The sequence below is a fragment of the Bacillus sp. GW823-FHT06A10 genome (assembly GCF_058795375.1).
In genome coordinates this window covers 2065959-2087069 of sequence record NZ_JBXAHT010000001.1, presented here as the reverse complement: position 1 = coordinate 2087069, position 21111 = coordinate 2065959, and the positions used below count along the sequence as shown (strand labels likewise).

Here is a 21111-nt window from a genome sequence, read left to right as displayed (position 1 = left end):
TTATGGTTGAAAAGAATAATAAGCTCGGCTTTGTTGTAGCGGGCTTATTGCTAGGTATTTTAATGGCATCAATGGATAATACCATTGTCGTAACATCGATGGGAACAATCGTTGGTGATTTAGGAGGCCTTGAAAACTTTGTATGGGTCGTTTCTGCCTATATGGTCGCAGAAATGGCAGGTATGCCGATATTCGGAAAACTATCAGATATGTATGGTAGAAAGAGGTTCTTTATTTTCGGTTTAATCGTCTTTATGATTGGTTCGGCGCTTTGTGGTACTGCTGAAAATATTACACAGTTAGGGATTTATCGTGCCATTCAAGGTATTGGCGGCGGGGCATTAGTGCCGATCGCGTTTACTATCGTTTTTGATATTTTCCCTCCTGAAAAGCGCGGGAAAATGGGTGGTTTATTCGGAGCAGTATTTGGTTTATCGAGTATTTTTGGTCCGTTGCTTGGTGCGTATATTACAGATTACATAAGCTGGCACTGGGTATTTTATATTAACTTACCGCTTGGCGTTTTAGCACTTATTTTTATTACATTCTTTTATAAAGAGTCACGAGTTCATAGAAAGCAAAAAATTGATTGGTTTGGCGCAATTACTTTAGTTGGTGCAGTAGTTTCTTTAATGTTTGCGCTTGAACTTGGCGGACAAAAGTATGATTGGGATTCTAACTTTATTTTAAGTTTATTTGGTGGATTCGTTATTTTAATTATTGCATTCATTTTTATTGAACGTAAAGTAGAAGAACCGATCATTTCATTTGAGATGTTTAAACAACGTTTGTTCGGAATGAGTACAATTATTGCTTTATGTTACGGAGCTGCATTTATGTCAGCAACTGTATACATTCCATTATTTATTCAAGGTGTATACGGTGGCACTGCAACAAACTCAGGATTATTACTTTTACCAATGATGTTAGGCTCAGTCGTAACAGCGCAGTTAGGTGGTTTTTTAACGACAAAGCTTAGCTACCGAAACATTATGATCATTTCTGCGGTTATTATGCTAATTGGACTATTTTTATTAAGCACATTAACGCCAGAAACAAGTCGTGCATTATTAACAGTGTATATGATCATTATCGGATTTGGAGTCGGTTTCTCATTCTCTGTACTAAGTATGGCAGCTATTCACAACTTCGGTATGGAACAGCGCGGATCTGCGACTTCGACGAGTAATTTCATTCGTTCATTAGGTATGACACTTGGTATTACAATCTTCGGAATGATTCAAAGAACAGGTTTCCAAGATCAATTAGAAGAAGCATTTAAAGGTATGAGCGGGGGAATGAATACAAACACATTAGGGGATTCAAGAGCCATTTTATCAGAATCGGCAAGATCTCAAATCCCTCCGCAAATATTAGATAAGATTATTGATGCTCTTTCTAGTTCAATTGTTCAAACGTTCATGTGGGCATTGGTACCAGCTGGATTAGCATTCATATTCATTTTCTTTATGGGAAATGAGCGCATGGTAATTAAGAAACAACAAAAGAATAAAAAGAGCGAAACATCAAAAGCGTAATGAAAAAGCTCCTTTCCAATTGGAAAGGAGCTTTTTCATATGTATGGTGTTAGATTAGCCTTCGATAATTTCGTATTCTTCGTCTGCAAGTAATAAAATTTGTGTTTTCTTACCTTTGTTTTGAACTTCGATTACATCGTATGCACCTAAGTCTCTTACTTTGCTTTGAGAAGCGTTAACCATAACTTCCATAGAATCAATTAAGATATCTTCTTCAATGTATGATTCAGGCAATGCCATATCTTCAGTTTCTAATACACATGCGTATAGATTTTGTAAGTTTTCAGCAGTTGGGTTTTGTTCCTCAACATCAATGATGTTTTTTACTGCTTCCATATTTTCTTCTTTTACTTGGTATACTTTAATTTTAGCCATTGTTTTAATCTCCTTTATAACGTAATCGTAGAGGCTACACTTCATTATAACGTTTTTTTCATGAAAGATGAAATTGTTATATGTATTTATAGTAAAAATTATGTGTTATTACTCATTATTGGTGTAATTCCCTTACTAATATTATGAATAGGTAACGATATTCCTACGTTAAAGTTATATTGTCCAAGCTTTTTTGTTTTCCTTTCATATATATGTATTAGCTATTCTATATAAAGAAGGGATGGAGTGTAAGTGGATTGTGAGCCGAAACGTGATTGTGGATGTTGCCAAAATAGTATATGTGAATTTTTACAAAGTCTAGAACCGTATACTAAAGTTGAAAGTATTGTAATAGCAGGAAACGAAATCGTTGTATCCTATTTTCTTTCGTTTAATGTGATGAAAGGGATTGTATCATTTGTACAAGAAGACAGTGAGGTTATATTTGTAGATTGCTCAAAAATTGATGCAATTCGAATAGGAAAAGTTTGTAGTTGCAAATCGAAAGTTAAATATATTGAAGAGGACTTTAGCTTGCTAGGAAATGTGTGCCCGCAATGTTTAACAGAGGGGAGCACAATCTTTTTCGATTTTCATGATCCAGAATTAAATTTATCTTTACAAGCGAAAACAATTGATGCACCTATATGTACTGAATTTACAGATGAACTTGGGAATATAGTAAAGCAAGTTGCAATCGTAGGTGAAGCAATTGTTTCTAAGGATTTTGTTCAAGTACCTGAACTGTTAGATTTTCGATTAGTTTTATCGGATACTGCTGCGAACCCTTTGAAGTTTGGAATACTATTCATTAATTTTCCTGATATTACATTCATTATTCTTTTCGCATCTAGTGGATACTTAAACATTTCAAATTGTTTAAAAGTAGAGAGTGGAACTGGTAATATCGAAATAGAAGAGCTGAAAAAAATGATAAAGGATGACGATAACACGTACAAATCGGTTGTTAAATTGACTAAGGTATATAAGAATGGTGAGACGGAATCTTTTATTTCTAAGAAGGAGTTATAACGCATTTTTTGATAAATCCTCATACATTATGTTGAGGGTTTATACATACACGATGTATATTCTAAAGTTTAAAAAGTGAGATACTCTTTTTTTATTAGATGTTATAATAATTTTATATTTGTGAATAATTTATAATTATATAAAATTTTAGTTTAATAGGTGTTTGCTTATATGGTAAGTGGTTTATTTAAAAATTATATATATTGAATCTTAAATATTTAGAATACGATTGATTTTAAAGAAGGCGGGAATGTAAATGATATATGAAGCGAATATACGTACAAGAAAAAAACTAGTTTCTATGTTTGATGATTTCAATAACGTTGTTTTACTTTCTTATTTACAAGGACATATGGGTACTGCTTGGGTAAATGATCTTGAAAATCCAACAGTAGCACAAGTTACGGTAGGAATTTTCACATTTTACGCTGGAGACCCAAATGTGCAAGAAACAGAAGAGTTATTACGTAATATTCCAGAAAGAATTTTAGTTATCGTAAATAGTGAAGAGTGGAAACAACGCCTAGAAACATTCCATGAAAGAAAAATAGATAAGTTTTTACGTTATAAATTCAAACGAAATCCAGAAGTTTTTAATCGTTCAAAATTACAATCTTTTATATCAACACTTCCAAAAGGATATGAGTTAAAAAGAATAGATGAGCATATCGCAAATAGCCCTACATTACATAAGATCTCCGAAGATTTTACAAGTCAATTTCAGTCGGTAGAAGATTATATAAACCGTGGTATAGGTTATAGCATTTTATATAACGGAGAAGTTGTATGCGGTGCATCCTCGTATAGTATTTATAATGATGGAATTGAAATTGAAGTTGCGACTGATCACAATCATAGAAGAAAAGGTTTGGCAACTGTAGTTAGTGCAGCTCTTATATTGGATTGCTTAGAAAATGGAAAGTATCCAAACTGGGACGCAGCGAATACTACATCTGCTAACCTAGCAGAAAAGTTAGGATATGTTTTTGATAAAGCGTATGATACTTATTTTGTGGATAATAGATGAGTGAAGGAATTACATACTAAAAAATAAATGCGCCCTAGTACGTAAGTCTAGGGCGCATTTATTAGTTGGTAAATATCTTCATAACAATCTTATCACATTTTATCTTTTGAATGTTTGGAATTAAAGATATTTATGTGACTTTTTGAAAAAATAAAGGAGCAGCTAGCAAAAGCTTACTGCTCCTCTCCAAGGGAGAATGGAGAAATACAATCATGTTACCTATAGTATTGACGGAACATTAAGTTTTAATCAGCCATTTATAAAAGGAGAGATAAAATATCTTTAATTAATCCTTAGGTTCCGATTAGGAGTACTAATAGAAAAACGATTGAGAATATACTTTGTTATCCCGCATTAACGGGCAGTAAAACCCCCACTGATTAAAGTTTCGCTTTATTACATTTACAATTTAAATAGTAGAACGTGTTTTTCGTAGTTCTCCAAACACCAATTATATTTTTTTATAATAATTGGATGGACTGCTTCTTTCGTAGTATCGACTTCAGTATAGCCATATTTCTTATAAAAGTTTTCTAATTCCTCAAAAGGAAGACAATATACATCTTGTATTTGTGATTTTCTCGCAGTTTCCACTAAAAATGAAACAAGCTCACCAGCTAATTGTAGCCCTCTAAATTGAGGCAGAATAAAAATTCCACCCATTTCTAAAGTATCTGCATCTATTTGGACTAATCGTCCAACACCTGCATACTCATTGTTATATGTAATAATTGCAACTTTATCTCTCTTTAAATCACTTCTTACAAATCCTATTGAGTCATATTGATTATTAACCCATTCTAAATCGTTAGATGTGGCCAATTGAATACTCATATACATCCTCCTTGGAAATACTAGCGCTCTCTTCATTATATAGAACATAACATACTATATCAAAAGAACCTTGAGATAGCACATTTGTTTAAGTTATTAGTTAAAAGTTTGGGATTGCTGGCATTGAAATGTAGGCTTCACCAAATATAGGATAATAATGTTGTGAATTTAGTGTTACATAGTCAAAATAAAAAATAGTTCATGTGTTCGATAACGCACGATTGTTTAAGTGTAGAGAAAATCATAGGGGTATTTTAATTAGTAGCTACTGTATTCATTGAAGCTATTAAGGAAATGTGGTAATCGCCAGCCTTATTGATACAAATCATATTAGGATTTAGTAAAAAACTCTTCCTGAAAAAGAGGGAGATTAAAGATAAGAGCACTTCGAAAAGTGCCCTTCAGTAACGACTACTCATTCTAAAAAGAAAGGATGCAATATATCATATGAAGTTTAGTGTATTTAATTATGGGCCTTTTATATAAAAGTTTTATTTTGTTCCGAATAAAAAGGCGGTTGTTTCCGCAACCACCTTTCAGTAAAACAAAGCACTTTTTATGAAATAAATTATGGATGATCCCTAAAAAAGGTTATAGGATATACCCACATTTTTATAACTAAAGTGACGAACTCAGGTTATAAGGAAGGAACAATTATATTGTATGAAATCTATTCTAGAGTAGTCACAAAGAAAGTTGTCTTCTTATTAGAAGGCAGCTTTTTTTATTAGAAAAAGAAGTAGAAGATTAAGTTACTTGTCCAAACAAATTTTAAAAAAATACATAAAATGCTATTAGTTAGTCAATATTTTAATATTGCTAATTTTTAAGACTAAAAGGGGTGATTTTATGTGTGAATGTGAAGTTTGTAGACGAAAGAAAAATCGGGATCCATTAAACCGGGAGTTTGAGCCGAAAAAACGAGTTCCTGAGCCAAAAAAAGAGGATTGTGAGCCAAAAAAAGAGGACTGTGAATCAAAAAAAGAAGATTGCGAATCATTAAATTATTATTCATTTAGTAAAAATGCAAATTTTTTAGAAAAAGCTATACAAACAGATGAAATCGATCAAATTTCTGAGGAATATATTGAAATAGTAGATTCAGCAGATGTACAAGTTACTACTACAGATACAAAAGCTGCGCTATCTATCCAAGCTGCATTACAAGCAGCTATTGTGGTTGTGGTAAGTATTTCTATAGCAGATAGTGAAAAGGCAGATAAAATAACACAAGAATTGTTTCAAAAATCATCTATTAAACAAATTAATAGACAAAAAACATTTATTAAAAATTCCAGAAACGTAACCGTAACAACTACTGATACAGATATTGCAGTGAATATTCAAATTCTCCTTCAAATTTTATTAGCGTTACTAGTTAAATTAAATATTTTATAAAGTGTCTATCCCATTTATATTTAGCTATAAGGGTTCACTCTAAGTAAATATTTTTTTGTTGTAATATGTGGTACAAGCTTGGACTTCTCATTATGACTGAATTAATATTCAAGATTAATGGGAAATTAAGTGTGGAAAACTACACAATAACAAAGGTGAACTTATAATTTAACATTGAATAAAACTTATATATGTGAAGTAAAGGAAGGCTGTCTTCTTATTAGAAGACAGCTTTTTGATTTTATTAGTAAAAAGAAGTGAAAATAGAAGATTAAGTTACTTGTCCAAGCAATTTTTATTTAAATGCATATAATGCTGGTAGTTATTTGAAATTTTTATAGGAAACTGATAGGAGTGAACATTGTAAATGGATGATTTAAATAAATTTTCTTCCTTTAAGTTTGATAAGGATCAAAAGAATATAATTATAGACCTTTTACTCTCAGATATTTTTAATAGGCATGGAATCAATGAAGAAAAACTAAAAAATTTATCACCAGAAAAAAAGCAGCAAATTAAAAGTATTGTTTCTGAAATACAATCACAAGTTAATAATTATTTAGATTGAAAGGGGGTGAACGTATGGACAAAACATGTCATTCAGATGAAAATAAAAAGTGGAGTGCATTAGATTCCTCAAATCCTCATCCGTCTTTTAAAAATGCTAGCGTTTCAGAAGCAGCTGCGCAAGAAAGTAAAACGTACCAAATTTCTGAAGAATCTATTACAATTGTAGATTCAGCAGATGTAGAAGTTACTACTACAGATACAAAAGCTGCTTTATCTATTCAAGCAGCATTACAAGCAGCTATTGTGGTTATAATAAGTGTTTCTATAGCAGACAGTGAAAAAGCTGACCGTGTAGCACAAGAATTGTTTCAAAAATCATCTATTAAACAAATTAATAAACAAGAAACTGTTATTAGAAATTCTAGAAATGTTACAGTTACGACTACGGATACAGACATAGCAGTAAATGTTCAAATTCTTCTCCAAATTTTATTAGCTTTACTAGTAAAATTAAATATTTTATAAAATGTTTAACTTGTTTTTTATCTAGTGATTCTTACAGGTGAATATTCACTGTTTTAATTATAGTACAGGCTATAAATATTAATCATAACTGGACTAATATTTAACATCGCCAAAATAATAATGAGAACAATGTGATGGAAAATAAATTTTGGTTATTTTATGAAAATTTAAAAGCCATTTCCTTTATTGGATTTGGCTTTTAAATTTTAAACAGTATGAATTTGAAAAGATTATATTAAGATAAAGAATCAAAATATAATGATACAAAATACTTATAAAATTATTCGTGTTATAGAAAAATAATAAGAAAAAGGTGTTTAAAATAGAATCATTTTCATTAATAGTTCAAGTTTTGAAGAATAGTGCATACAATATAAAGTGTTTTCCTTTCTTCATTTAAGTTTTACGTATATAATTTAAAAGTACTATTTTTATTTTATTATTTTATATTTATAACAGAATAGAGGTTTAAAAATGGGTGTTAAAATCATTACGGATAGTGCGGCGGATTTACCAGTAGAATTGCTGCAAGCATATGATATTGATTTAATTCCACTCCGTGTATATGATGAAGCAGAAACAGAGTATTTAGATGGAGTAACATTAGAGTCAGTTACATTATTGCAAAAAATGAGAGAAGGCGCTGTTTATAGAACGTCATTGCCTTCACTTGAAACTTTCCAAGAAAAATTTGTTTCTTATGCAAAAGAAGGTAATCCTTGTATATATTTAGCTTTTTCATCTGAACTGTCTGGTACATATCAATCATCAGTTGTCATTAAAGAGGAAGTAAAAGAAACATATGTAGATTTAGATTTAGAAATTATTGATACGAAATGTGCTTCGCTTGGTCAAGGTCTTGTCGTTTTAGAAGCTGCTAAAATGGCAAAAGATGGCGCATCAAAAGAAGATATTTTAAACCGTGTCGCTTTTCTAATGAACCATATGGAGCACATCTTCACTGTAGCTGACTTACAGTACCTTGTTAGAGGTGGACGTTTAAGTAAAGTAGCTGGTTTTATCGGTGGTTTACTAAACATTAAGCCGATCTTAAACGTGGAAGAAGGAAAACTTGTACCACTTGAAAAGGTACGAGGAAAAAAGAAAGTATTAAGCCGTATTGTTGATATTATGGAAGAGCGTGGTAAAGACCTTAAAGGTCAAACAATCGGTATGACTCACGGTGACGATTTAGAAACAGCTGAAGCATTAAAAGCATTAATTACGGAAAGATTTGGCTGTGAAGTATTTATCGTAAATACAATTGGTGCAGCAATCGGAGCACATACAGGACCTGGCGTTATAACGTTATTTTTCTTAAATGAAGTAGAGTAAAGGATTGATCTTTTGATCAATCCTTTTTTATTTTTTAATCTGTGATAATCGGTCGTTATGGTATTGATGAAGATAAAACCTTTGAAGTTTTCCTATATCAAATGCAATCTTGTAGAGGGAGTATTTTTTATATGTGGAATGATACTTAATGGTAGAAGAAAAGAGTATAAATAAGAATGTATTTATAGGAATCTGAATATTTAATGATATCGAAATTTTGTCATTTCATATATAATTGTGTAGGGAGAAATATCTGTAACTATTTGTAAAAATAGGAGGCGGCTATAAAAATGCAAGAAATTGCTAGATGGGATTTAAATCGACTGTATTTGAATGAGGATATTCTATTTCCGATTTTGGAGTTGAAAGAGCAATATTTTGTAACAAAAGATGTAGAGATTCTTTCAAAGCTTATACAAGTTATTGAAAAAGCAGAATACTATTTGTACTGTCAATCGGTTGAAGAAAGTGTTTCATCTGACCTTACTAAATTGACTGTGAAAGTGAAGGAACTAAAAAGTGAAGTACAGCAAGTAATAAAACATAATGAAGTGGAAACTTCAGATAATACTAAGTTAATAAAAGATGAACTTAATGCGTGGGAAAATATGTACATACAATTACGGGATAGGATAGAAATAGCGCACAATAACAAACAATTATCATTTGGACAAGCAAATAACATTGCAATGAATAGTGATAATGAAAAGGAAAGATTAGAATTATTCGAGTTACTTACAAATGCATTAAATAAAGAAAAAGAAATCTTTGCTACTGTATTAAATCAAATAGGGAGATTACGTAATATAAAGAGTAATGAAATAGAAGATAGAGAGATTTTAACACAATCTTTTCATGCGAATGGCATTTCAGAAACTGTATTATTACAAATGTGGAATGTGACAGAAGAAAACCTTGATAAATTAGTAAGTGCTTTAAGCGTGTATAAGAAAGGGAAAGCTTCGATTACATGGCATGAACTTATGACAGTAAAGGAAAGTAATGAGGTTACTATTCCTTTTTCAGTAGCAGTACAAAACGTTTATGATGCATGTAAGAATATTGATGAAGAATTAGCAGTATTTGCACGTAATGCGATAGAAAGTGGATGGATAGATGCTGAACCGAGAGAGAATAAACCACCAGGTGGGTTTTGTGCTCCATTTTTCAGTGAGAAAGAATCGAGAATCTCCATGCATTATGATGGGAGTATAGATAGTGTAAGAGTGCTCGCTCATGAATTAGGACATGCTTGGCATTTTTATAATATGAGTTTTGAACAATCTACATCTTTTTTAGATGATTATTTGCCGATGAGTACGGCTGAATCAGCATCTATTTTCTTTGAAACGGTACTCTTAAATTATCTAATTGAAACAACTGATAGTAAAGATATGAAAAAGGCATTGCTTAGCTGGAAAATAAGAAATAGTTTTAATTATGTAATGGCAATACGAGCATCGTATCAGTTTGAAAAAACATTTTATGAAAAATGTAAAGAGGGTCCATTAAGTGCTGATGAAATTGAGAAATTATCTATAATGGCACAAAAAGAAGCATATGGAAATTCTTTAAGTGAATACCAGCCGTTTGTATGGATGAAATATATTCAATTTTATATAGCAGATGTTCCTTTTTACAATTATCCATACACATTTGGATATTTAGTAAGTTTTAGTTTATTAGAAATAGCTCAAGAAAGTAAAAGTACTTTTCATCCGAAATATAAAGAGTTTTTAAGAGAAACAGGAAAGGCTCCAGTAGAGGAGCTTATGAAAAAATATTTTGAAATAGATATAAGAAATTATGAATTTTGGAATAAGGCTTTTATTCAAATTTCTAAAGACATTGATGAATATTTGCAGCTTATGTAAGGGGAGAGTATAGTGGATCAACAGTTTATAAAAGGTATACCTTTTTCAACTTTAGAATATGCAAAAGCTATAAGTTTATTAAAAGGTTGGATACATGAACAACAAGAGAAACCAAGGTTTGTAGTAACTGCAAATCCTGAAATTGTTATGTCTGCAAAGGAAAATACGGAAAAATCAAAGCAGTTTAAAAAGATATTACTATCTGCGGATTTAATAACAGCGGACGGGATTGGTGTCATAATTGGCTCGAAAATATTAAAAGGAACTTTGAAAGAACGTGTTACTGGGGCGGATTTAACTCACGATTTAATAAAATATTGTAACGACAATGAATATCGTGTCTTTCTTTTTGGAGCCGCTCCAGAAAGTAATAAAAAGGCATTAGAAAAATTAAATGAGCAGTTCCCAGGAGCACAGTTTAAAGGACAGCATGGATTTGTAAATGGTGAAGAAATAGAAAAAATAAAAATAAAAATTAAGCAATTCAAGCCGCATTTACTACTCGTAGGACTAGGTTCACCAAAACAAGAAGAGTTCATCTATGAAAACATACAAACATTAAACGTTCCGCTATCTATTGGTATCGGAGGCATGATTGATATAGTATCTGGTACTGTAAAAAGAGCACCGAAAATGATGAGGGATACTGGAACTGAATGGCTGTATAGGTTACTCTCACAGCCGAAAAGATTGAAGAGGCAACTTGTACTTCCGAAATTTTTATTGTCGGTTATGTTAGAGAGAGTGAAAGGAATGCCAAGCTAAGAAAGGACAAGTAAGATGATAGAGCCGTTATCTAATGAAAAAGCTACAATGATTTTTCAAGAGCTGAAAGTAGAATGTGAAACTTTATTTGAATTTAAAATTCGAAATGCAATACCTATTCATCGTGGTTGGCTAAATTTGAAGTGGAAACTCGAAACGGATGCAGGGGATTTTGTATTAAAGCAATATAATCAAGAACGGTACAAAATGTATAACTCAGACCTTTTAATACAAGCATTACAACAACAGCAAAGATTACATAATAATGGTGTAAGTTGTCCAAGAGTATTAATTTATAAAAATAATGTAATGCATATATCAAAAAGTGATGAAAGATTTATAGTATTAGAACATAAGGAAGGTAGCTTAGTTTCACCAGGAAAAGTGAATCAAAAGGAAATTCACTCTCTTGGTCAGACGATAGGTTATATGCATAACTTGTTAAATGATGGCTCTTTAATAAAAGGAGAAAATCCTAAATTTGTTCCACCTACTAAAGAGGCGAGATTGAAACATTGGGAAGAAAAAATGAGAGAAGTAGAGAAGCTAGGAAAAGAGCACATTCTCTCTTATATAAAATTACAGCAAGAAGCAACACAATTGGTAAACACAGAACAATTTCATAATAGCCAACGGGGATGGGTGCACCGTGATTTATGGGTAGATAATTTCTTGTTTCTTAATGATAAAGTATCAGCGATTCTTGATTTTGATCGCATGGATTACGATTATGTAGAGTTAGATATTGGCCGTGTAGTTATATCGTGCGCATTAAGTGACGGAGTATTAAATAAGAGTCTTGTTGCATCATTTTTAGAAGGGTACCGAAATGAAGTAGACTTTCCAGTAGGGAATATTGTTCGGGCAATTCAAATGCTTTGGTACATGGAGAGTACTTGGTGGATCCATGCCAATATGGATCAGCATAGTGTACCACCTTCACGCTTTGCAGATGAAATGAATTGGATAGCTGAAAATTATGGTGTATTACATAATATATTGGCCGACTTATAAATAAAGAGGAGACTACATACATGAACAGAATCGGCATTATTGGAGCAATGCAAATTGAAATAGATTTACTTTTAGAAAAACTAGTTATACAAGAGGAACAGACAATAGCGGGAATGCCTTTTTATATTGGAGAATTCATGGGAATAGAAGTAATTATTACACGTTCTGGTGTAGGGAAAGTAAATGCAGCTGCATGCGCGCAAACATTAATTCATAAATTTGATGTAGACTCTATCATTAATACGGGCGTTGCTGGCGGATTACATTCAGATGTAAAAGTCGGCGATATAGTTATTTCAACGAATGTTACTCATCATGATGTAAGTAAAACTCAAATGAAAAACTTATTTCCGTTCCAAGAGGAATTTATTGCAAGTAAGGAATTGGTAGAGTTAGCACGTAAAGCTTGTATTAGTAGTAGTTTACAGATTGCAGTTCATGAAGGAAGAATTGTCAGCGGTGAATGTTTTGTTGAAGATTCAAAGTTAAAGGCGAAATTAATAGACGAATACGCACCTCATTGTACAGAAATGGAAGGGGCAGCAATTGGACATGTTGCCTATATAAATGATATACCGTTTCTCATTATAAGATGTATTTCTGACAGCGCAGATGATGAAGCTCAAATTTCTTATGATGACTTCGCGAAAACTGCTGCGAATTATTGCTCAGAAATTATTATTGAGATGCTTAAAAATATAACGAGTAAAACTGTACTATAGTTCAAAAGGAGAGAATGGGATGTTACAAGCATTAATTTTTGATATGGATGGTACGTTATTTCAAACAGATAAAATTTTAGAATTATCATTAGATGATACTTTTGATCACTTAAGATCATTACAATTATGGGATACAGTAACACCAATTGATAAATATAGAGAAATTATGGGTGTGCCGTTACCGAAAGTTTGGGAAGCTTTATTACCAGACCATTCTATTGAAATAAGAGAACAAACAGATGCATATTTTTTAGAGAGACTTATTGAAAACATAAAAAGCGGAAAAGGCGCTTTATATCCAAATGTAAAAGAAATATTTACATATATAAAAGAAAATAATTGTTCCATTTACATTGCTAGTAATGGTTTGAAAGAATATTTACGAGCAATCGTAACTTATTATGCTTTAGACAAGTGGGTGATTGAAACGTTTAGTATTGAACAAATACAATCGCTAAATAAAGGTGACTTAGTTAAAAGTATTATGAACAAATATGATATAAAAGAGGCAGCGGTAGTTGGTGACCGGCTATCTGATATAAATGCAGCGAAAGACAACGGTTTACTTGCAATTGGGTGTAATTTTGATTTTGCGCAAGAAGATGAACTTGCTCAGGCTGATGTAGTAATAGATGATTTAATGGAGTTGAAGGGGATATTACCTGCTGTACAGAGGTAAATAAAGTGTGTGCGTTTTTTGCCAAGTCCTATATGTCTTAGTTTATGGAGGGAATATGATTAAAAATAATTTTAAAATTAGTAATATTCCTGCGGTTTTATGGGGAGATAAGAGTGATAAAATTTTTATTGCAGTACATGGAAATATGTCAAATAAGGAAGATACAATTATTCAAATATTAGCTGAAGAAGCCAAACAAAAAGGTTATCAAGTATTAAGCTTTGATTTACCTGAGCATGGAGAAAGAAAAGATGATAATACTCCTTGCAAAGTACAGATTTGTGTTAGTGAATTATCTATAATTATGAATTATGCAAAAGAACATTGGAAAGAAATAAACGTGTTTGCATGTAGTATGGGAGCGTATTTTAGCCTTTTAGCTTATCAAAATGATGTGGTAGAAAAGGCATTATTTTTATCACCAGTAGTTAATATGGAACGAATTATCGAAAATATGATGAAATGGTTTAATGTAACACCAGAGCTTTTGCAAAAAGAAATGATTATAGAGACACCTATTGGTCAAAAGTTATATTGGGATTATTTATGCTATGTAAAAGAACATCCTATTAATATATGGAATATAGATACATATATTATGTACGGAGCCAAGGATGAACTGTGCGAATTTGAAACTATTAACTATTTTACAAAAAAACATCGTTGTGAATTAGAAGTTATGGAGACGGGTGAACATTACTTTCATACTGAAGAACAGTTAAAGATATTTGAACAGTGGTTACACAAACATATCGATTAACAAATTACAATTTATTTTGAACCTGTTAGAGAAGAATGAGAAATATATAAACTTATAGTATATTTGAGAGAATTTATAAATGGTGAATGTATACACTTAAACAAACACATGCTTTAATTCGATAAGAATTAAACAACTTTAAAGAGCCTTATCACACACTAGATTGTAGCAAGGCTCTTATATTTTCATAATAAAATTAATCAACTGTATTATCGGTTTAGATATGAAGTGAAGAATACGCACGCTATAAATTACATAAAGTAACAACCATAAAAATGCTCAGAATAAATGATTCTCGAGCATTTTATATATTTTCGTACTTAGGGGGAATGGACTTGAAAGATATACATATTCAACAAATAGAAAATTTAATGGGATATGAATTCAGTCATCTCGTTCAAGACAGTGAAGAAGAAGGTTTTAATTTCCTTATAAGGCTAATAAGTGAATATAAAAACGAAATAAATACATTCAATAAAACTGGAGAATGTTTATATGGTATTTTTCAAGGTGATATGTTAATTGGAGTTGGAGGTTTAAATGAGGATCCGTACACAAAAGACAATAAGATTGGGCGGTTAAGGAGATTTTATATTTCAAGGGATTATCGGCGTTTAGGGTTAGGGAACTTATTATTAAACCAACTATTATGTCATGCGGAAAAGTATTTTGAAGTGATTGTTTTACATACTGACACGAAGCAAGGGGATGTGTTTTATACTGCGAATGGATTTGTAAAAGGGGGATTATATAAGGGATCGAGTCACTACAAACTATTATAGAGATTGCTATCCAAATAATAGCTACGAACAGGTTTTTTGTTGGTAAATCGATATATCTTAAAAATCGCTGATATATGAAGTTGCGATCCTTATATTAAAAACCAACTTTTATAATTTCATTTACTAAATTGTTATTATAAAAAAGAGCACCTTAGCTTTTAAAATTTAGCTTATAAGGTGACTCCTTTTCAGTCAATTACGTTTTAACGTTCATTTGTTTCAATAATAATCCTGGTTTACCTTTTACATAATAAAAATGCGGATTATTTTCATCATCATAAAGCATAATATAAGGCTTTTCATTTAGTGGGAGCAGTATAAGTACTTCGTCTATTGTAGTGTGTAACCATTGATTAGTAATAGAAACCGGCTTAGATAATGGGATTTTTATCATATAGCCATCTTTTGGAACGACATTTAAGTTTTTAAATGGACCAGTAATTGCTTTAGCGTATTGAACTGCTTCTTTTTGGACTATTGGATCTAAAGATTGTTTTTGAATGACCATTTCTTTTTGACAATCAAACACTTCAATTTGTTGATTTGTATTTGCTAATGCATTTGTTGATAATAGAAATAAAAGAAGAGAAATGACCCCGATTTTTTTTATCATAATACAACACCTCACCATTACTATCCCCTCAAAAGCTTTAAATATTTTTCTGTCACATTCATGTAACAAAGATGTTGTATGATACAATTGGTTTTTGTTTAAAAGCAATGGAGGAAAAAATATGAAAGTTTTAATTGCAGATGACGAACAAGATATGTTAAGAATTTTAAAAGCTTATTTTGAAAAAGAAGGCTTCGAAGTTTTATTAGCGAAAGACGGAGAGGAAGCACTTCAAATATTTTATGATGAAAAAATTGATTTAGCTATTTTGGATTGGATGATGCCAAAACATAGTGGTATTACTGTCTGTCAGGAAATAAAAAAGAATTCAAGCGTAAAAGTATTAATGCTTACGGCGAAAAGTGAAAGTGAAGATGAATTAGCAGCACTTCAAAGCGGGGCAGATGAGTACGTGAAAAAACCATTTCATCCAGGAGTACTAATTACGCGAGCGAAAAAGCTTATTCAGCATGATGATATTATTCAAGTACAAGATGTAAAGATAAATTTCGCCAAAAATAAAGTATATAAAAATGATATAGAGTTAGAAATTACAAAAACAGAGCTCGAATTAATAAAATGCTTTTTAAATCATAAAGGAACGATTTTAACTCGTAAAAAATTGCTAGATATTGTATGGGGATTTGACTATTTTGGAGAAGAGAGAACGGTTGATACACATGTAAGAAGGCTGCGTAAAAAAATTGGAGAAAATATTATTAAGACGCATCGCGGGCTGGGCTATAGTTTGGAGGAACAAAGTGAATAAACTTGGGAAAAAGTTATTTTTAAGTATTTCTGCAACTGTTATTCTCATCTTTATGATTTCATTATTATTCATTAACAATCTCTTACCGAACTATAATATTTATAAAACACGTGAAAACTTAAATAAATTTACAACACAGATACAAAATACAACAGTGGAAAATATAGAGGATGTTATTCATACAGTTGAAAGTGAAAATAACGTTACAATTGCGTATACGCCAATTAATCAGTCAGAAGATGCTATGAACGAAGCGTTACGCATGCAACTTACGAAAAAGAAAGTAACTTTAAATAAGCTTTGGATTACGAAAGACGAAGTTATGAAAGTGAAGACGGAAGGGCAATCGAATAAACTGTACGATCAAGGAAAGGTAAAAGCGAGTTTTTTTGCTAAATATATTGCGAAAGATGATACGATAATTTTAATTGGGACTTCCATTGCGAATTCAAATGAAATTATAAATACGTTAAATACATTTTACTTATACATCGTATGTTTCTCGCTCCTTCTTATTATTTTACTTGTGTGGATACTTTCAAAAATAATAACGACGCCACTTAAGGAGCTAAGTGATGTGGCTCAGGATATTTCACATTTGCAGTTTAAAAGAACGAAAGTGAAAACGAATGATGAAATAGGAGAGTTGGCCAATAGTATTAATATCATGAGTGAAAAACTACATGAGGCACATCAAGACTTAACTGATCGTAATGAACATTTAAAACGATTTATGGGTGATGTAACGCATGAATTAAAGACACCGATCGCATTAGTAAAAGCATACTCTATGGGGATTAAAGATGGATTAGATGATGGGACTTATGTAGATACAATTATTAAACAAACAGATCAAATATCAAACTTAATTGAAGAACTATTACGATTTTCTAAACTAGAAAGAGATATTTTACAAAAAGAAGAATTCTCCATTGAACCACTGGTCCAGAGTATATTAGATAAGCATCAGATTGACCTGGATTCGAAAGCAATTGACTTACAAGTAAACTGTAATACGGGTGATACAATCGTTTATGCAGATTTAAATAAAATGAGAATGGTATTTCAAAATTTAATTTCTAATGCAATAAAATATACAGCAAATCAAAGCATAATAATTACTTTAGAAGATAGAAATAAAAGTATATATTTTCAAATAAAAAATGGCATTCATACGGATAAAATTAAAGATACCGAGAAAATTTGGGAGCCTTTTTACGTACTAGAATCTTCTCGTAGTAAAGAAAAATCAGGTACAGGATTAGGACTAGCGATAGTGAAAAGTATTTTAGAAAGACATGGTTTTGAATATGGAGTTTCCTCTATAAATGGAGAAATTCAATTTTATATAAATGTGAAAAAGGACTAATGAAAATTTAGTCCTTTTTGCAGCTTTAGAGGTTAGCGATACAGGATGAATCACCAAAATTTTCAAAATTGATGTATTAAATGGAGAATTAGCAAATGTTCTACTTTCATTAAATTCACGTGAAGTTCACAGGGAAACGTTATATTTACATAGTTACATTTGAATTTAATGAAGTGAGGTATTCGGATTTGAAAAGAAAGAAATTAGTAATTGGTAGCATTTTAATGGGGATGACGTTATCTTTATCTGCATGTGGTTCATCAGATAATATTGTAACTACAAAATCAGGAAGCATTTCAGAAAGTGATTTTAACAAAAAATTAAAAGAAAACTATGGTAAACAGAATTTATCTGAAATGGTAGTAGAGAAAGTATTAAATGATAAATATAAAGTTACGGATGAAGAGGTAACGAAACAACTGAAAGAATTAAAAGACAAGATGGGCGATAATTTTAATACATATATGGAATCTAATGGTGTGAAAAATGAAGATCAGTTGAAAGAGAAATTAAAGCTTACTTTCGCTTTTGAAAAAGCTATTAAAGCAACCGTAACGGAAAAAGATATTAAAGATCACTATAAGCCAAAGCTTCAAGTTAGCCATATTTTAGTGAAAGATGAAAAGACAGCAAAAGAAATTAAAGAAAAATTAAATAGTGGCGAAGATTTCGCGGCATTGGCTAAACAATATTCAGAGGATCCAGGTTCTAAAGAAAAAGGTGGAGAACTATCTGAATTTGGACCAGGTATGATGGTGAAAGAATTTGAGGATGCTGCATATAAGTTAGAAGTTGGTCAATTGAGTGAACCTGTTAAATCTTCTTTCGGATATCATATTATTAAGCTAACGGATAAAAAAGAGCTTAAACCATATGAGGAAGAGAAAGAGAATATTCGTAAAGAATTAGAACAGCAACGTATACAAGATCCTCAATTCCATCAACAAGTTACTAGAGATCTGCTTAAAAATGCAGATATAAAAGTATCTGATAAAGACTTGAAAGATACCTTTAAAGAGTTAGAAAAATAATAAATGGAATGTAAGACAATCGATAGAAATATCGGTTGTCTTTTTCTCTATTTTTCCGGCTATTTGCCGGGCAGTAAGACCCCAAAACTCAAAATTCAGCGGAAGCAAAGAAGTTAGGTGGGGGCCCCGCTGCCCGTAAACGCCCGATTGGTGAGGGCTCACTTTATATAGAAGCTGGGAGTGGGAAAATACTTTCACACCTGTATTGAATTTTACTTAATAAGAAATCTTTGAGTTTCTCAACTATTATATAAAAATAAAACTGAATTTTCAGTTATTTTGTTATATAGTAAAAGAGAACGAATAAGGGGAGGGAACATTTTGAGTAAAAAGAAAATGGCAATTACACTGTCAGCAATGCTATCTGCAACAATTATACCTAGCTTTACTATGGATGTGCATGCAGAGAAGAAAGAAGAGACTAAAAATACGAAAATTGAATTAGAAAATGGGATGACAAAGCCGATTTATTCTCTCGATGAAGCCATTATCGAAAATTTATATGTAGAGACAGAAGTTGATAGTGATCGCGACGGTAAGAAAGACAGAGTATCGATAAAAGTTATGCGTCCAAAGACAGATTCGAATGTGAAGGTTCCTGTTATTTATGAAATGAGTCCATATCGATCTGGATTAAAAGATGTTCCTGTATATAATGTAGATGAAGAATTGTATGCGTATGAAGGAAAACCGTATGGAGCGGTTAATCTTGGTTCGTATGGGAACTATTACGTGCCAAGAGGTTATGCAGTTATTCTAGGCGAAAGTATCGGTACTGGAAAATCAGATGGATGCCCTACAACTGGAGATGAACAAGAAATACTCGGTACAAAGTCTGTTATTGATTGGGTAAACGGTCGCGCGAAAGCATTTACAGAACAGGGTGAGGAAGTTCAGGCAAATTGGTCTACAGGAAATGTAGGTATGACTGGAGTTTCTTATAATGGTACACTACCAAATGCTGTTGCGACTACTGGAGTTGAAGGTTTAAAAACAATTATTCCAATCGCAGCAATTAGTAGTTGGTATGATTATTATCGTGCAAATGGTGCAGTAATTGCGCCAGGCGGATATCAAGGAGAAGATACAGATAATATGGCAGAAGCAGTACTGACAAGGGAAAATCCTGAAGTTTGCGGACAAGTTATAAAAGAGTTAACGGCTGGACAAGACCGAAAAACAGGTAATTATAATGATTTTTGGGATAAACGCAATTATATAAAAGATGCTAAAAATGTAAAAGCAAGCGTATTTGTTGTTCATGGTTTAAATGATTGGAATGTTAAGACGAAGCAGTTCGCGCAATGGTGGGATGCACTCGGAGAAAATCATGTACCTCGTAAAATGTGGCTACACCAAGGTGGTCATGGTGGGACATCAAGTAATAACTGGCAGCAAACACAAAATAAATGGTTAGATTATTGGTTGTACGGAATTGAAAATGGAATTATGGATGAACCAATGGTTGATGTGCAAAGAGAAAATAAATCGTGGCAAAAGATAAAAAATTGGCCAGATCCAGCGGCTGTACCTTCAAAAATCCGTATGTATTTAAGTAATAAATCAGTCAATTTTCCACTAAGTATGGGATCTGTTAATAAAGTTTTCTCATTCTTAGATGATGCACAAATGAAATCAAATCAATTAGTAGCAAACCCAGAATTAGAAGTAGCCAATCGATTAGTATATACAATGCCTGTACTGCAAAAAGATACACGCATAAGTGGTACACCAAAGATTTCAATTACAGGAAATATTGATCGATCTGTATCAAATTTAACAGCATTACTTGTTGACTATGAAGGAACGAAGCCGGAAATCGTAACGAGAGGCTGGATGGATCCACAAAACTTAAATAATATAGAAGATTCAACAGCGATTCAACCGGGCAAAGATTATACATTCACATGGGACATGCAGCCAGATGATTATGTCTTTAAAGCTGGACATCAAATAGGGATCGTTTTAATTGCTAGCGACTATGATTATACAATTAGACCGAAAGCGGGCACGAAACTTACAGTGAAATTAAGTGAAGTGACATTGCCGATTGTGAAATAAATATCTTTTCCAAAGAGCTTACTAAAGTAAGCTTTTTGTTTTATAGTCTGAATTTTTAATTTTATATTTCAAATTGGAAGGTTATGTAATACAATATC

The 21111-nt window shown here is 31.9% G+C and carries 21 protein-coding genes; 18 read left to right on the top strand and 3 right to left on the bottom strand.

Annotated elements, in window-relative coordinates:
• Positions 1-2 precede the first annotated feature (2 nt).
• Positions 3-1538: an MDR family MFS transporter gene (locus AC1Q8M_RS10610; RefSeq protein WP_000229650.1), complete on the top strand. Its 1536-nt coding sequence runs from the start codon at positions 3-5 to the stop codon at positions 1536-1538.
• A 54-nt stretch (positions 1539-1592) separates the two neighbouring features.
• Here the strand turns inward: AC1Q8M_RS10610 and AC1Q8M_RS10605 are convergent, their stop codons facing one another.
• The gene (locus AC1Q8M_RS10605) at positions 1593-1913 is read right to left on the bottom strand and encodes a hypothetical protein (protein ID WP_001062742.1); all 321 of its coding nucleotides are present in this window, start codon (positions 1911-1913) and stop codon (positions 1593-1595) included.
• 252 nt (positions 1914-2165) lie between these two features.
• Between AC1Q8M_RS10605 and AC1Q8M_RS10600 the strand changes: the two genes are divergently transcribed.
• Both AC1Q8M_RS10600 and AC1Q8M_RS10595 read left to right on the top strand, forming a co-directional pair.
• Positions 2166-2945, top strand: coding sequence for a BC_2878 family exosporium-associated protein (locus tag AC1Q8M_RS10600; protein WP_071714224.1), 780 nt, complete (start codon positions 2166-2168; stop codon positions 2943-2945).
• A 256-nt stretch (positions 2946-3201) separates the two neighbouring features.
• The gene (locus AC1Q8M_RS10595; protein WP_000638744.1) at positions 3202-3972 is read left to right on the top strand and encodes a GNAT family N-acetyltransferase; all 771 of its coding nucleotides are present in this window, start codon (positions 3202-3204) and stop codon (positions 3970-3972) included.
• A 402-nt stretch (positions 3973-4374) separates the two neighbouring features.
• Here AC1Q8M_RS10595 and AC1Q8M_RS10590 read toward each other — a convergent pair whose 3' ends face one another.
• Positions 4375-4806: a GNAT family N-acetyltransferase gene (locus AC1Q8M_RS10590; protein WP_000027160.1), complete on the bottom strand. Its 432-nt coding sequence runs from the start codon at positions 4804-4806 to the stop codon at positions 4375-4377.
• An 849-nt stretch (positions 4807-5655) separates the two neighbouring features.
• On the opposite strand from AC1Q8M_RS10590, the gene AC1Q8M_RS10585 reads away from it, so the two are divergent.
• The 11 genes from AC1Q8M_RS10585 to AC1Q8M_RS10535 all read left to right on the top strand — a co-directional run bounded on the left by AC1Q8M_RS10585 (position 5656) and on the right by AC1Q8M_RS10535 (position 15170).
• Positions 5656-6204 (top strand): spore coat protein, encoded by a 549-nt coding sequence (locus AC1Q8M_RS10585; protein ID WP_072938750.1) that lies wholly within the window; start codon positions 5656-5658, stop codon positions 6202-6204.
• A gap of 367 nt (positions 6205-6571) precedes the next feature.
• Entirely contained in the window at positions 6572-6772 is a 201-nt protein-coding gene (locus AC1Q8M_RS10580; RefSeq protein ID WP_000342253.1) for a spore coat protein W, read from the top strand.
• Between the two features lie 14 nt (positions 6773-6786).
• A complete protein-coding gene (locus AC1Q8M_RS10575) occupies positions 6787-7239 on the top strand; it encodes a spore coat protein (RefSeq protein WP_000361677.1) in 453 nt (150 codons plus the stop codon).
• Between the two features lie 474 nt (positions 7240-7713).
• Positions 7714-8574, top strand: a complete 861-nt coding sequence (locus AC1Q8M_RS10570) for a DegV family protein (protein ID WP_000538280.1) — start codon at positions 7714-7716, stop codon at positions 8572-8574.
• 290 nt (positions 8575-8864) lie between these two features.
• Positions 8865-10448, top strand: a complete 1584-nt coding sequence (locus AC1Q8M_RS10565; protein ID WP_016512675.1) for a M3 family metallopeptidase — start codon at positions 8865-8867, stop codon at positions 10446-10448.
• 12 nt (positions 10449-10460) lie between these two features.
• Entirely contained in the window at positions 10461-11213 is a 753-nt protein-coding gene (locus AC1Q8M_RS10560; protein WP_098361032.1) for a WecB/TagA/CpsF family glycosyltransferase, read from the top strand.
• Between the two features lie 15 nt (positions 11214-11228).
• Positions 11229-12227, top strand: coding sequence for a phosphotransferase (locus AC1Q8M_RS10555; protein WP_000572384.1), 999 nt, complete (start codon positions 11229-11231; stop codon positions 12225-12227).
• Positions 12228-12247: 20 nt separating this feature from the next.
• Positions 12248-12949: a 5'-methylthioadenosine/adenosylhomocysteine nucleosidase gene (locus tag AC1Q8M_RS10550; protein WP_025118011.1), complete on the top strand. Its 702-nt coding sequence runs from the start codon at positions 12248-12250 to the stop codon at positions 12947-12949.
• A gap of 19 nt (positions 12950-12968) precedes the next feature.
• Positions 12969-13628 (top strand): HAD family hydrolase, encoded by a 660-nt coding sequence (locus AC1Q8M_RS10545; protein WP_098361033.1) that lies wholly within the window; start codon positions 12969-12971, stop codon positions 13626-13628.
• Between the two features lie 55 nt (positions 13629-13683).
• Entirely contained in the window at positions 13684-14388 is a 705-nt protein-coding gene (locus AC1Q8M_RS10540; RefSeq protein WP_025118010.1) for an alpha/beta hydrolase, read from the top strand.
• A gap of 335 nt (positions 14389-14723) precedes the next feature.
• Positions 14724-15170, top strand: coding sequence for a GNAT family N-acetyltransferase (locus AC1Q8M_RS10535; protein WP_000651687.1), 447 nt, complete (start codon positions 14724-14726; stop codon positions 15168-15170).
• A gap of 196 nt (positions 15171-15366) precedes the next feature.
• Here AC1Q8M_RS10535 and AC1Q8M_RS10530 read toward each other — a convergent pair whose 3' ends face one another.
• Entirely contained in the window at positions 15367-15783 is a 417-nt protein-coding gene (locus AC1Q8M_RS10530) for a hypothetical protein (RefSeq protein WP_000591776.1), read from the bottom strand.
• Between the two features lie 121 nt (positions 15784-15904).
• Between AC1Q8M_RS10530 and AC1Q8M_RS10525 the strand changes: the two genes are divergently transcribed.
• The 4 genes from AC1Q8M_RS10525 to AC1Q8M_RS10510 all read left to right on the top strand — a co-directional run bounded on the left by AC1Q8M_RS10525 (position 15905) and on the right by AC1Q8M_RS10510 (position 21013).
• On the top strand, positions 15905-16552 hold the full coding sequence (locus AC1Q8M_RS10525) for a response regulator transcription factor (RefSeq protein WP_000865979.1): 648 nt from the start codon (positions 15905-15907) through the stop codon (positions 16550-16552).
• Entirely contained in the window at positions 16545-17921 is a 1377-nt protein-coding gene (locus tag AC1Q8M_RS10520) for a sensor histidine kinase (protein ID WP_001037239.1), read from the top strand. The genes AC1Q8M_RS10525 and AC1Q8M_RS10520 overlap by 8 nt, the downstream gene beginning before the upstream one ends.
• Positions 17922-18109: 188 nt before the next feature.
• Positions 18110-18952, top strand: coding sequence for a peptidylprolyl isomerase PrsA (locus AC1Q8M_RS10515; protein ID WP_001987511.1), 843 nt, complete (start codon positions 18110-18112; stop codon positions 18950-18952).
• A 321-nt stretch (positions 18953-19273) separates the two neighbouring features.
• A complete protein-coding gene (locus AC1Q8M_RS10510; protein ID WP_492334143.1) occupies positions 19274-21013 on the top strand; it encodes a Xaa-Pro dipeptidyl-peptidase in 1740 nt (579 codons plus the stop codon).
• Positions 21014-21111: the final 98 nt, after the last annotated feature.

Coding starts and splice junctions, on each gene's coding strand:
- AC1Q8M_RS10610 (WP_000229650.1), top strand. CDS start 3: ATGGTTGAAAAGAATAATAAGCTCGGCTTTGTTGTAGCGGGCTTATTG.
- AC1Q8M_RS10605 (WP_001062742.1), bottom strand. CDS start 1,913: ATGGCTAAAATTAAAGTATACCAAGTAAAAGAAGAAAATATGGAAGCA.
- AC1Q8M_RS10595 (WP_000638744.1), top strand. CDS start 3,202: ATGATATATGAAGCGAATATACGTACAAGAAAAAAACTAGTTTCTATG.
- AC1Q8M_RS10590 (WP_000027160.1), bottom strand. CDS start 4,806: ATGAGTATTCAATTGGCCACATCTAACGATTTAGAATGGGTTAATAAT.
- AC1Q8M_RS10585 (WP_072938750.1), top strand. CDS start 5,656: ATGTGTGAATGTGAAGTTTGTAGACGAAAGAAAAATCGGGATCCATTA.
- AC1Q8M_RS10580 (WP_000342253.1), top strand. CDS start 6,572: ATGGATGATTTAAATAAATTTTCTTCCTTTAAGTTTGATAAGGATCAA.
- AC1Q8M_RS10575 (WP_000361677.1), top strand. CDS start 6,787: ATGGACAAAACATGTCATTCAGATGAAAATAAAAAGTGGAGTGCATTA.
- AC1Q8M_RS10570 (WP_000538280.1), top strand. CDS start 7,714: ATGGGTGTTAAAATCATTACGGATAGTGCGGCGGATTTACCAGTAGAA.
- AC1Q8M_RS10565 (WP_016512675.1), top strand. CDS start 8,865: ATGCAAGAAATTGCTAGATGGGATTTAAATCGACTGTATTTGAATGAG.
- AC1Q8M_RS10555 (WP_000572384.1), top strand. CDS start 11,229: ATGATAGAGCCGTTATCTAATGAAAAAGCTACAATGATTTTTCAAGAG.
- AC1Q8M_RS10550 (WP_025118011.1), top strand. CDS start 12,248: ATGAACAGAATCGGCATTATTGGAGCAATGCAAATTGAAATAGATTTA.
- AC1Q8M_RS10545 (WP_098361033.1), top strand. CDS start 12,969: ATGTTACAAGCATTAATTTTTGATATGGATGGTACGTTATTTCAAACA.
- AC1Q8M_RS10540 (WP_025118010.1), top strand. CDS start 13,684: ATGATTAAAAATAATTTTAAAATTAGTAATATTCCTGCGGTTTTATGG.
- AC1Q8M_RS10530 (WP_000591776.1), bottom strand. CDS start 15,783: ATGATAAAAAAAATCGGGGTCATTTCTCTTCTTTTATTTCTATTATCA.
- AC1Q8M_RS10525 (WP_000865979.1), top strand. CDS start 15,905: ATGAAAGTTTTAATTGCAGATGACGAACAAGATATGTTAAGAATTTTA.